The organism is bacterium, assembly GCA_041648665.1.
GTDB lineage: Bacteria > UBA10199 > UBA10199 > 2-02-FULL-44-16 > JAAZCA01 > JAFGMW01.
This window is the reverse complement of the sequence record JBAZOP010000001.1, coordinates 51,643-63,925: the sequence shown is the minus strand read 5'-3', so window position 1 is coordinate 63,925 and position 12,283 is coordinate 51,643. Positions and strand designations below refer to the sequence as shown.

General features: G+C 44.7%; 11 protein-coding genes. All 11 read left to right on the top strand.

Annotation, left to right across the window (positions count from 1 at the left end; translation table 11 throughout):
• Nucleotides 1-33: 33 nt before the first annotated feature.
• The 11 genes from wecB (at nt 34) to WC683_00265 (ending at nt 12,283) form a co-directional block, all read left to right on the top strand.
• Nucleotides 34-1,161 (top strand): UDP-N-acetylglucosamine 2-epimerase (non-hydrolyzing), encoded by a 1,128-nt coding sequence (gene wecB / locus WC683_00315; GenBank protein ID MFA4971023.1) that lies wholly within the window; start codon nt 34-36, stop codon nt 1,159-1,161.
• A complete protein-coding gene (locus WC683_00310; GenBank protein ID MFA4971022.1) occupies nt 1,149-2,984 on the top strand; it encodes an ABC transporter ATP-binding protein in 1,836 nt (611 codons plus the stop codon). The genes wecB and WC683_00310 overlap by 13 nt, the downstream gene beginning before the upstream one ends.
• Nucleotides 2,985-3,015: 31 nt before the next feature.
• On the top strand, nt 3,016-4,200 hold the full coding sequence (locus WC683_00305) for an acylneuraminate cytidylyltransferase (GenBank protein MFA4971021.1): 1,185 nt from the start codon (nt 3,016-3,018) through the stop codon (nt 4,198-4,200).
• Nucleotides 4,193-5,074 carry an N-acetylneuraminate synthase family protein gene (locus tag WC683_00300; protein MFA4971020.1) on the top strand — a complete coding sequence of 294 codons (882 nt, stop codon included), beginning with the start codon at nt 4,193-4,195 and terminating at the stop codon, nt 5,072-5,074. Before WC683_00305 ends, WC683_00300 begins: the two co-directional genes overlap by 8 nt.
• Nucleotides 5,075-5,111: 37 nt before the next feature.
• A complete protein-coding gene (locus WC683_00295) occupies nt 5,112-6,161 on the top strand; it encodes a class I SAM-dependent methyltransferase (GenBank protein MFA4971019.1) in 1,050 nt (349 codons plus the stop codon).
• Between the two features lie 187 nt (nt 6,162-6,348).
• Entirely contained in the window at nt 6,349-7,263 is a 915-nt protein-coding gene (locus tag WC683_00290) for a nucleotidyltransferase domain-containing protein (GenBank protein MFA4971018.1), read from the top strand.
• On the top strand, nt 7,253-8,278 hold the full coding sequence (locus WC683_00285) for a hypothetical protein (protein ID MFA4971017.1): 1,026 nt from the start codon (nt 7,253-7,255) through the stop codon (nt 8,276-8,278). Before WC683_00290 ends, WC683_00285 begins: the two co-directional genes overlap by 11 nt.
• A gap of 48 nt (nt 8,279-8,326) precedes the next feature.
• Entirely contained in the window at nt 8,327-9,649 is a 1,323-nt protein-coding gene (locus tag WC683_00280) for a hypothetical protein (protein ID MFA4971016.1), read from the top strand.
• Nucleotides 9,650-9,658: 9 nt separating this feature from the next.
• Complete coding sequence (locus tag WC683_00275; protein MFA4971015.1) at nt 9,659-10,057, top strand: hypothetical protein; 399 nt, start codon at nt 9,659-9,661, stop codon at nt 10,055-10,057.
• Nucleotides 10,058-10,412: 355 nt separating this feature from the next.
• Entirely contained in the window at nt 10,413-11,126 is a 714-nt protein-coding gene (locus tag WC683_00270; GenBank protein ID MFA4971014.1) for an acylneuraminate cytidylyltransferase family protein, read from the top strand.
• A gap of 47 nt (nt 11,127-11,173) precedes the next feature.
• The gene (locus WC683_00265) at nt 11,174-12,283 is read left to right on the top strand and encodes an N-acetyl sugar amidotransferase (protein MFA4971013.1); all 1,110 of its coding nucleotides are present in this window, start codon (nt 11,174-11,176) and stop codon (nt 12,281-12,283) included.

Below are 12,283 nucleotides of genomic sequence, written 5' to 3'. Positions count from 1 at the left end.
AGGGTTGGTGGACCTAATAATATAGGAGAATTTATGACTCTCAAAGTTATGACGATTGTCGGCACACGGCCCGAAATCATCAAGCTGAGCCGGGTGACGAGCGAACTGGACAGGCACCTGAAGCACGTCTCGGTTCACACGGGTCAGAACTATGACTACGAATTGAACGAGATCTTCTTTAAGGAGCTCGGTGTCAGAAAACCGGACCATTTTCTTAATGCGGCTGAAGATACGGCTGCTGGTACGATAGGAAAGGTCATTGCAAAAGCGGATGCCGTCATGGCAGAGGAGAAGCCGGATGCGCTGCTTATACTCGGAGACACGAACAGCTGCCTGTCTGTGATATCAGCCAAGAGGCGAAAGATACCCATATTTCACATGGAGGCTGGGAATCGTTGCTTTGACCTGAGGGTCCCGGAAGAGATCAACCGTAAGATTGTTGACCATACCAGCGATATCAATATGCCATATACGGAACATGCGAGACGATATCTCCTCCGCGAGGGAATTAAGCCTGATACGATCATTAAGACAGGGTCTCCTCAGAAGGAGATCCTGACTTACTACATGCCTCAGATTGATGCGTCGAACATCCTCGATAGATTGCAGCTGAAGCCGGCTGAGTATCTCCTGGTCAGCATTCATCGCGAGGAGAACGTCGACAGCGAAGAGAACTTTCAGCGCCTGATGTGTTCGCTCAATGTGATCGCATCGACCTACGAACGTACGGTGATCGTATCGACGCATCCGCGCACCAGGCGCCGGATCGACGCGCTGGGGGATTATAACTTCGATAAGCGTATCAAGTTCATGAAACCCTTCGGCCTCTTCGATTATGTCAAGATGCAGAAGCACGCCTTCTGCGTTGTATCGGACAGTGGGACCATATCCGAGGAGTCGTGCATCCTGAATATACCTGCTGTGACGATCCGTCAGGCACACGAGCGGCCAGAGGGCATGGACGAGGGTACCTTGATCATGTCCGGGCTGGATGCGGACGAGGTGGTGCAGGCGATCTCGGTCGTGAGGTCGCAGCAGGCCGGGGAGGGCCGTCAGTTCCGATTCGTGGCCGATTACGATGTCGATAATGTCTCGAAAAAAGTGGTGCGCATCATCATGAGCTACACGGACTATGTGAACCGGACTGTGTGGTACAGGTAATCATGCTTAAAACCGCTAAGAAAATTAGTGCCCTGCTGACGACCAAAGATCGCCAAAGGATGTTGTGGATCTCCTGCGCCATCCTTGTCATGGCCTTCATTGAAGTAATCGGTGTCGCATCAATTATGCCATTTATGGCCGTGCTTGCGTCGCCGGAGCTTATCGAATCCAACCGCTGGCTACAATGGGTATATAGGCTAGGCGCATTCGGAACCGCTCACACATTTCTGATGTTTCTCGGTGTGTCGGTTTTGACTATTCTTATCTTCAGTAACGTGTTTACTGCGCTGACGACGCGGGGGATCGTGCGCTTTACGCGTAGGCTTGATTGTTCGTTGTCATCGAGGCTGGTTGCGGACTATGTCAGACGACCGTATCTCTTTTTTGTCTCCAGAAACAGCGCCGATCTCAACAAAAATATTCTAACCGAAGTGTCACAGGTTGTTTCCGGTGTAATATTCCCATCGATTGAAATGTCCGCTAAGATCGTCGTCTCGTTCTTTATGGTGGCGCTTCTAGTGGCCGTGGAGCCCATGCTGGCAGTTGTCATGGTCGTATTCATTGGCGGAATATATAGTGGTCTATATGCGGCTGTTAAACACCGGATTGCAAAGTCTGGCCAGATCAGGGTGAAGATGAACCGTCAGAGGTATCAGGTAACATCCGAACTCTTCGGCGGCATCAAGGAAATCATGGCACTGGGCCGTGAGGCGGATTTTACTCACAGGTTTTCAATAGCTGCCAATTCTTACGCTGCGACACAGGCTGATTTCCAGATGATATCGCAACTGCCGCGTTATGCGCTGGAGACCCTCGTCTTCGGCGGTCTTTTGTTTATCATTCTCTATTATATGGCCGTGCGCGGAAGTGTGGCCAATGCCCTGCCGCTTATGGCCCTGTATGCGATGGCTGGTTATCGCATAATGCCGGCGATGCAGTATGTCTTTCGCTCGGTTACACAGATCAGGTTTTATCTGCCCGCCGTAGATATCCTTTATAATGATTTTCGGAGCCTTGAACTTGGGCATGAAGATGACAAAAAAGAATTCGTTATAAAATACGATTATGGCATAGAGTTGAGATGCGTTGACTTCAAATATCCGGGCGCTCAATCCAAGGCGCTATCAAATGTATCGGTTGTTATACCGAAAAACAGTACGGTTGCATTCGTCGGCTCGACCGGTTCAGGGAAAACAACGCTTGTAGATGTTATCTTAGGCCTTCTTGAGCCAATATCCGGTTCAGTCATGGTTGACGGGAAAGAGCTTGACCGGGAGCATATCAGGGTGTGGCGCAATAAAATTGGCTATGTGCCGCAGCACATATTCCTTGCGGATGATACAGTGGAACGCAATATCGCATTTGGGATATCGCAGGACGAGATCAGCTGTGAGGTGGTTGAGAATGCAGCTCGGATCGCAAATATACGGGATTTCGTACGTGGTCTGGAGAAGGGATTCAATACCGTCATAGGCGAGCGTGGTGTCCGTTTGAGCGGTGGCCAGCGCCAGCGCATTGGCATTGCGCGCGCCCTTTATCACGATCCTGATATTCTGATAATGGACGAAGGCACGAGTGCGCTCGACGGCATGACCGAAAAGGCTGTCATGCAGGCGATCGACAACCTCGCTCATGATAAGACGATCATCCTCATCGCGCACAGGCTCACGACTGTAAGATATTGTGATCAGATATATCATCTTGAAGGCGGCAGGATCGTGAATTCGGGGACGTATGACGAGTTGATGTCGAGCAGCGCAATGTTTCGTGCAATGGCACAGGCCGCGTCGACGGGGCTTCCTCTGGAAGTCGAAGCCACGTAAAAAAGATTTACTTTAAAGAAGGGGAGAATCTATGTCGGATAGTATCATATGTATCATCCCGGCCCGGGGCGGATCAAAACAGGTTAAAAGGAAAAATGTTCGATTGATGTGCGGGAAGCCGCTCATTTATTACACAATTGAGCATGCTAAAAGATCTAATCTGATCGATAAAATATATGTGTCGACGGAAGACTCTGAGATAAGCGCTGTTGCAAAAAAATGTGGATCGGGCGTCATTGTAAGGCCGGAGAGTCTGGCGGCAGACGACACTTCATCCGAAGCTGTCCTGCAGCATGCACTCGAGCATATAGAGGGTCAGGGCGTAGCCGTCGACCTTGTTGTCTTTCTGCAATGCACGTCGCCGCTGAGAAATGAGGGAGACATAGATCGTGCAATCAAAAGGGTAAGAGATGAAGGGGCCGACTCGCTTCTTTCCGTCACAAGCTCTAAAGATTACCTATGGAAGACCGGTGTGAACGGCCCTGAATCAATTAACTATGATTACAGGAATAGGCAACGGCGACAGGACTGCCCATCACAATGGCGTGAGAATGGATCTATATATATATTCAAGCCAGATATATTGAAGCGGTACAAGAATCGCCTGGGAGGGAAGATAGCGATATACGAGATGGATTACTGGTCATCATTTGAAGTGGATACCGCAGAGGATTGGCGGCTTTGCGAGTGGATAATGAGCGCAGGAAAATCGAGGCTTCCTCTGCCGCGCATGCCAAGGATAATAGTGACGGATTTTGATGGGGTCATGACGGATAACAGGGTCCTGGTCGACAGCGACGGCACGGAACATGTGGCATGCAGCAGGGCCGACGGCATGTATATATCAATATTACGAAACCTGGGTGTTGAGGTCGTAGTCCTGTCGTCGGAGAAGAATGACGTTGTGAAGAGGCGGTGTGAAAAACTGGGTGTCAAGTGCTATTCGGGATGCGACAGCAAACTGAACACGTTCAAGGCCATTCTGGCGGATTACGGCATGACCAAAGATGACGCGGTCTATGTCGGCAATGATTTGAACGATCTGGATTGCATTCGCTCTGCTGGATGGGGACTGGCCGTATCGGATTCGGCAGACGAAGTCCTGCGATTTGCCGATGCGGTTTTGGAAAGCAAAGGCGGCCAAGGCGTGTTCAGAGAGATTGCGGCGCTAATACGCACAGTTGCAGCTACCAAATTGGGAGGACATGATGAATAACGCGAGATATCCGGTACCGATAGGCGATAGGTTGGTCGGCGATGGGCACCCATGCTATGTTATCGCTGAAATAGGCATCAATCATAATGGGGACATCGAGACATGCAAGAAGCTGATTGATGCGGCCAAGAACGCCGGATGCGATGCGGTTAAATTTCAAAAGAGAACTCCTGAGCTTTGCGTACCAAAGGCTCAGGCACATAAAGAGAAGGAAACTCCATGGGGCGTGATGACATATTTGGAATATAAAAGGAGACTTGAATTCGGAAAAGCCGAATATGATGCGATATCAGATTATTGCGCACGGCTTGGCATTGATTGGTTTGCTTCAGTATGGGATGAGGATGCGGTCGATTTCATAGAACAATACCAACCTGTCTGTTACAAAGTCGCATCAGCTTCATTGACCGATGATAATCTCATTAAGCACATCAATAGCAAAGGCAGACCGATTGTTCTCTCTACGGGCATGTCTAATGAGGAGCAGATAGAGCATGCAAAATCCTTAATTGACTCGCGTAGACTTATAATAATGCATAGCACAAGCGCATATCCTTGTCCTGCGGAGTACCTCAATTTGAATGTGCTTCAAAAGATGCGTACTTCATATGAAGGACCAGTGGGCTATTCAGGCCACGAGGTTGGCTTATCAACTACAATAGCCGCTGTTGCACTTGGCGCTAATTCGGTAGAAAGGCATATTACTTTAGGTAGATCTATGTGGGGTACCGACCACGCAGCTTCAGTAGAGCCGCAAGGCCTGTCACGTCTCGTGCGCGATATACGAGTAGTTGAAAAGGCGATGGGAGACGGTAAAAAGGTTGTCTATGACGCGGAAATGGCGCAGCTCGAAAAGTTAAGGCGTGTTCGCTAGTCAAATATAATGTGCACATATGTTCATAAGGGGATTTGTGATTAGCAATTGGTATATAAATGACGGAGTTGCTGCCAAGAAACTTAATCAGGCTCAATTGAGCGCTAGAGATTCTGTGCTAAATAAATTATCGCTCGGTACATATAAATATGAAAAGGTTATTTGCCCGGTATGCGGAAATACTTCATTTCAGACATTGTCTGAAAAGGACCGCTTAGGCATACCTTGTCGGGTTGTTTTATGCACTGAGTGCGGCTTGATTCAATTAAATCCAAGGATGACAAAGGAATCATATGAGTCATTCTATAACACCGAATATAGACTATTTGATTCTAGATCAGTAGGTGCTTATTTTGATAAACAATATCAAAGAGGTAAAAGCATATTCAAGGACATTGAGAGATATTCTGGAATAAATAAATATGATGGTTGTTATGTTGTTGAAATTGGATGTGGCGCTGGCGGTATTTTAAAATATTTTAAAAATAAAGGTTGTACTATTAAGGGATATGACTATGGCACAGAATATTTGAACTATGGAAGAGTTCAACATGGGCTCGATTTAGAGTGTGGCGGTATTGAACTGCATGATCACTCTTTAAAAGCAGATATAATAATATACAGCCATACATTTGAACATCTCCTTGAGCCGAACAGGGACTTGAGTAAGTCTCATGACATTTTAAATGAGAATGGTTTGATATTCATACATGTGCCATCATATAAAAAAGTATTAAAAGGTTTCTATGATGCAGATCTTTTGAGATGCTTTCAGATTGCGCATACCTATTATTTTTCGATGAGGACTCTATGTAACTTAGTCGAAAATAATGGATTTGAATTAATGATCGGAACTGAGGACGTGCGATGCATATTTAGGAAATCGGATAAGCGAAATAATAGTTACGATAGTGATTATGCGGACGCAATGAGATGTATCAGGATTTCCGAGGTTTTGCGCTTAATATACAGGATATTGCCAATATATCACATAGCATGGTATGCAAAAAAGGCGTTGATAAGAGCAATTGAGCTAGTTGGAATCAAAGAACATATTAGAGAATTTGCTTATAAGATGAGGAAGTGAACGGATAGTTGATGTAAGGGCTTATTAAGCAATGAACTCTGATTTCAATACTAATAAAGCATCGGTGCTTCTTGAATCCTTAGTGAATCAGCTTAATTGGTTTTTAGATATTAAGTCGGAGGTCTTATCGTTTGAGGGAGAACATAGACCGCGAGAATTCGCCAGGCATCTATCGTGCGTGTATCAAATGGCGGGAGTTGACCGACCGCACAAGGATATTAGTGTAATTCCGAAACCTTTGGAAATAGACGAGAATTACTGGAAACATGATCCAGATTATCTACGTCAGCTAAATACCATACAGCTATATATTAAAGGCGAGCTGAGTCAGTATGTGGATCTATTTCTGCTTCATGGCAGCATGGCGGATGGTAATTATAGGAGAGGCTGGAGCGACGTGGATACTTTTGTGGTAGTGTCAGCCTCCACTATGAATGATCCAGATTCTTTGGTTGATATGCGGGCCAGATGTCATGAGATCAGAGAGATGATCGATAAAATGGCTCCGCTGCAACATCACGGGCTAATGGTCGTGACAGATGCATCTCTGCTGGACTACCCCTCAACATATTTGCCAACTGAGGTATTGATGGAAAGCCTTGATATGATTGGCAATGCAAAAGAATTCAATATTCACAAGAGACCATTCAATTCGGATGCACTGCTAAGGGATCTTTATAATAGAGAGAATCTTGCAATAGAATCAATAAAGACGGGTTATTTTAAACATCATTCGAGAAATGGTAAATATCTTGAAATACCTTTTAGAAACAGACGTGATAACATGTATCAGTTACATTACTTTCTAGGATATACAATGACATTACCGGCGCTCGTGCTGAGTGGAATCGGGATGCCTACGCGTAAAAGCGAATCATTCGATAAGGCCAGATGCTTGTTTTCATCGTGCGCATGGGAACTTGTAGAAAAAGCGACAGAGATAAGGAATGAGTGGCAGGAGCGGGAATATCCGGGGTATACCGGTAATACAATTCCTGATTGGGTTTGTGAGACATTGAGAGATGATTACATGGAACGATTTATTGCCCTGATAAGGGAGTCGATTATCGCTCTTGATAATAAGAAAGCCTATGAAGCCTGACGTTACAAGAGAGAACTATGACAGGGCTCGCGAAGACATTATCGCGACATATGGCGGGCTAACGGGTGTTCGATCCATTTACGAGTACGGAACGTGCGATGACCCCGGAGCATCTGATATCGATATCATATTGGTCATCGATGACACCACAGGAATTCCGACAGAAATAGAATCGATTAAGTCTTTGCTTAGAAGGGATACGCTCAAACTTATAGATGATGCTAATATTATATTGATACCAAGGAAGAACGCTGAATCAGTGCTGATATGGGATGATATAAAACTCGGGCTGCTTTATGGCGAAGAAATAAATTTTGAAACGTACGATCAATTATATGCTCAGTTGGAAATTGCGCGCATTATTGATTGGCTCCCCGAGAGACTTTATAGAGTCTTTGATATTTTACAGGGTAATATTCCGGCGAAAAAGAGTGTTGCGATATTGAATTCACTTAATAAATCTGTGAAAAGAGTGGAGCGGTTGTGCAGCATGGAGATTAAGTCAAAAGCGTCGTTCGTGAAAAAAATAAAAGGCCTCCGGAAAGCCTTTCAGATAAACGTAGTACCAGAGCGGACTGATATACTTGATTGCTGCAATGATGCACTGGATGTTGGGCATGCCGCGTTAAAAGGATTTATTGGCGCTCTTTACGATTGGAATACTTACGGTGGAACCTACCTTAATGGGGAAAGGCGTGCTGTAATACCTGGCGGCGGTGTATGCTATTTTAAGCCTGGTGCGTCTCCTGCACTTGAGAGAAATAGCGGGTCAATGGTAATGCCATGCATCCTGCTAAAACATTATGAACTGTATGCCAGGGAATCGGGTGTAGTAAGCGAATGGATTGGCAGGCAAATTGGTTCTGACAGGGAAGGATCAATCGAAGATATCGATAATATTCATAAAGAGGCATTAAGAAGTCGTATAAGAATCGCGAACTCATGGGGTGAATGGTTTATGAGAAGGGGATTGAGAAAGGGACTATTTAAGTACGGATGGATGTTTCAGAACTGATTCCATTGTCATAGAATCCTCGTAACAGTAGGCTAGCCATAAATCAAAGTGAATAAACAGCCAAAGATCGCATTCATCTGCTCTCCGAGCCTTGGAATATTGGACAGCTGGATTCCAGTTGTTCATGAGATCCGCAATAAAATAGCGGATACTCGTTTCATGTGCATAATCTCTCAGAGACGCTCTGTAAATGAAATCGATGATAAGAACATTCTCATAGAGATAGCGGATACATTGTTCGATGAAGTTATATTCAGGTCCATATCAGATGAATGGCTGAGGGCACCATCATTGGTGGACGCTGTAAATTCAAATGGTGAGGGATTTATAACGAAATGTATTTACGCTTTTGAACATTGGTTAAAGAATATGTATGTCAAAAGGTTTATTGTGTGTATCAGAAAGAAGTGGGGTAGAGTCATACAATCAAAGGGTAGGCTAACAGAGAGTGGGCTGTCGGATTTGTTAAGATCCGTTGATGCAGTGCTCATGGATATTCATGAAGAACATAAGGCATTTAATAATGAACTTATGAAAGCGTTGTCTGAAAAACCACTCTTCTCGATTCAGCACGGAATCAGCATTCAGGCAAAGAAAATATCTTTGTTCAGGGGTACGGGGGAAAGGAAGGGAGTCAGACGGGCATATTTGTATTCTTATAAGGAAAGGCCATATTATAGAGCTAGATATGCATTGTCGGAATCAGAAATGCCGGTTGTAGGTATCCCCAGACATGATTCCCAATGGATCAATAATATTATCAGCAGCGATAATAATTGGGATAATGCTAGAGGACATATTTTAGTAATCTCGAGACCGGCAAACACTACTTATTATCCAAGAGATAGAAAATATAAGGCGCTGCAGGATATCAGGCGTTTGGCATTTGAATATTTGAAGAGAAGAGTTGTGGTCAAATTGCATCCGAAGGAGAAAAGGGAAGGGTTGTATGAGGAGGTATTCGGAGAAGATTGTTATGATAGAAAATGGGTCTATTCGCAGGGCCATGCCTTCAAGATCGGTCAAGGTGCTCTTTGTGCAATATCGTTGTGTTCCTCGAGTCTCATTGCTGATATGACAGTCATCGGAGTTCCAAGCATTGAGCTGTTCGACTTTCGCGATATTCCCAATTACGATTATTCAAATGAGCTTAAGGGCGAGAATGGCGATCCGGTCAAGAGCTTCAGATACTGGGGCTTGGTTTTGGGTGCAAACGATTATGCTGATTTAAGATGTCATGTGGACATGATTCTCAGTAATAGGTTAGATGTCGTTTTAAAGCTTCAAAAACGTCATAATGAACTTTTCGAGATAGGTGATAATGTAAGTAGCACTGTCGCTGATGACATTCTCAGTGCAATGTCTTTATAAGGAACTCAAATGAATAAATCTCTACCAAATATAAATGAAGGTTTTTTGATCAATGGGATTCCTCCAACGAGCGGAAATCTATGGCAGACGAAAATTCAATCTGCTTTTCACGATGGTAATGAGTGGTATTATCTTGCTGCTGAGTGCGCTAAAGAGTCTGTGATCTGCCTTAAAAAATGTGCTACTATCTTTAATCCGAATAATGTTGGTGAGTCAATGGTCCTGTCCTCGGGTAGGAAAACGTATAAATTTCCTGCTCAACCCACTATTAGTTGGAAGGCGATTAAGCCAAAACAATTTGAAAGAAATTCAATGTATATCTGGGGGGGGGGCAATATGAGGTTGTTACGGAGCAACAATTATATGGCGATCTTTCAAACAATAGGAGAGTTACCGACGTATGCGTGAAGGTTGTCTACATGGACAATGGACTGCGCTATTCATTATTGTTCCCTGTAAGGTATGCCAATTACTCTTCTACTGATAGCAGATATATCCAACTGATAACTGGATTGGTTGCATGCATTATTAATGGTCATTTTAAGATTGGTTATATTGCCGTTGCGACTAATCTGAATGGCTTTTGTAGAGCGGAATTTATGGCACGGGCACGTGAAAATGTATTAAAGAGGATATCCATCAATTATTTGAAGTCTAAGCGCAGGTTAATTGGTAATGTCATTATGTCACTTGCTTGACATTCAAGCAATTGAGTATTTGCGGTTTAATAAAAATAGGTAAAGTTTATGGAAGATGATTTGCGATGAAAACTATTCTTTCTTTGATAACAGCACGTGGCGGATCGAAGGGTATTCCGCGTAAGAATGTTTTGGATGTCGGAGGTAAGCCGTTGATTGCATGGTCAATTGAAGCCGCATTGCAATCGCGAGCATCACTTAGAGTTGTGGTTTCTACCGATGACGAAGAAATAGCCCAAATATCATTGAAATATGGTGCGGAAGTTCCTTTCGTGCGTCCAGCTGAACTCGCAACTGATACATCGGATCATATGTCGGTAGTTATCCATGCTTTGGAATGGCTTAAAACGAATGAGAGTTATGTTCCTGATTATGTATTGGTTTTACAGCCGACATCACCAATGAGGACATCCCAGGATATTGATGGCGCCGTTGAATTGGCGTATAAAAATGAGGCAGACGGCGTCGTGAGCGTATGTGAGACTCATCATCATCCCTATCTGTTGAGCAACATTGATTCAGATGGAATACTTGTTGATTATCTTGAGCGTTCCCCTGCAGCCGGCTCGTCAAATATCCGCCGTCAGGATATGCCTCCTGTCTATTTTCAGAATGGTGCAATTTATCTCACCCGGCGAGAGGTTTTGATCGCCGCCAGGACATTAACACCTCCTAAAACATATCCATATATAATGCCGGCATCGCGTTCTTTGCAAATTGATGACCAGTGGGAGCTAGAGATGATCGATATGCTATTGTCGAAAAAGTGCGACGTATGAATGGAATATATGACTTTCTATCATGAAGGAAATAAGGAGATGCCAATATGAAATATTGTAAAAAATGTCTGATGCCGGATACGCGTCCGGGAATAACGTTTGTCGATGGTGTTTGCGCAGCGTGTATTAATTATGAGAAGCAGAAGTCTACAGATTGGAATCAGCGAAGGAAGGAGTTGGAGACTCTATGTGAGAAGTACCGTGGGTGTAACGGAAATTATTATGACTGCGCTATAGCAGTCTCGGGAGGCAAAGATTCACATTATCAAGTATACGTCATGAAGGAGTTGATGAAGATGAATCCAGTCCTTTTGGCCGTCGGCAATACAGACTGGACTGAAACGGGGAGAAAGAATGTCGAGAATATATCGGAGGTGTTCGGGTGTGATATAATTCAGATGAGTCCCAATCGCCGCGTAGCAAAGGTTATGGCAAAGAAGGCCTTTGTCGAGCTGGGATCCCCGACATGGTATGCGGATGCGCTCATATATGCTTATCCATACCGCATGGCGATGAAGCTCGGCACGAGACTTCTGGTCTATGGTGAGAACGTAAATTATACGTATGGCGGCAAATACGACGATGAGACACCGTCGGCAATGATGCAGCCCTTAAATGATGTTGTTAAGCCCGTTAATTTCGATCGCTGGACTACCGACGGACAGGTAACGCTAAAAGACCTCGAGTCGGCACGGCAGCCCTCATACGAGGAGTGCAAGAGACATGAACTCGAGCCCATATACCTGAGTTATTACGTTCCGTGGGACAGCCATCACAATTACGAGGTTGCGAAGCGGTGGGGTTTCAGACACCTGGGTCACGAATACACCAGGGAGGGAACGCTTGAACAATACAATCAGATAGATTCGATCGGCTATCTGCTGAATCAGTACCTGAAATATCCCAAGTACGGTCATGCATCTGCAACTGAAATGGCATCTCGCTGGATTCGATCGGGTCTTAAGACGCGCGAGGAGATGATCCCCTACGTGAGGGAATATGACAGGAAGCTCGACCAGGGCATCGTAGACAGGTTCTGCGGCTTCACGAATACGTCGTCGAAGGAATTCTGGAGCGTAATGGATAAGTGGTATAATCGCGAACTATTTAAACAAGATACAGATGGTATCTGGAAAGAGAAATTTATCGTCGAGTAG

Excerpts from the sequence above, each read along its gene's own strand:
- WC683_00270 (MFA4971014.1), top strand. The coding sequence starts at position 10,413 with ATGAAAACTATTCTTTCTTTGATAACAGCACGTGGCGGATCGAAGGGT.
- WC683_00305 (MFA4971021.1), top strand. The coding sequence starts at position 3,016 with ATGTCGGATAGTATCATATGTATCATCCCGGCCCGGGGCGGATCAAAA.
- WC683_00265 (MFA4971013.1), top strand. The coding sequence starts at position 11,174 with ATGAAATATTGTAAAAAATGTCTGATGCCGGATACGCGTCCGGGAATA.
- wecB (MFA4971023.1), top strand. The coding sequence starts at position 34 with ATGACTCTCAAAGTTATGACGATTGTCGGCACACGGCCCGAAATCATC.
- WC683_00300 (MFA4971020.1), top strand. The coding sequence starts at position 4,193 with ATGAATAACGCGAGATATCCGGTACCGATAGGCGATAGGTTGGTCGGC.
- WC683_00290 (MFA4971018.1), top strand. The coding sequence starts at position 6,349 with ATGGCGGGAGTTGACCGACCGCACAAGGATATTAGTGTAATTCCGAAA.
- WC683_00275 (MFA4971015.1), top strand. The coding sequence starts at position 9,659 with ATGAATAAATCTCTACCAAATATAAATGAAGGTTTTTTGATCAATGGG.
- WC683_00285 (MFA4971017.1), top strand. The coding sequence starts at position 7,253 with ATGAAGCCTGACGTTACAAGAGAGAACTATGACAGGGCTCGCGAAGAC.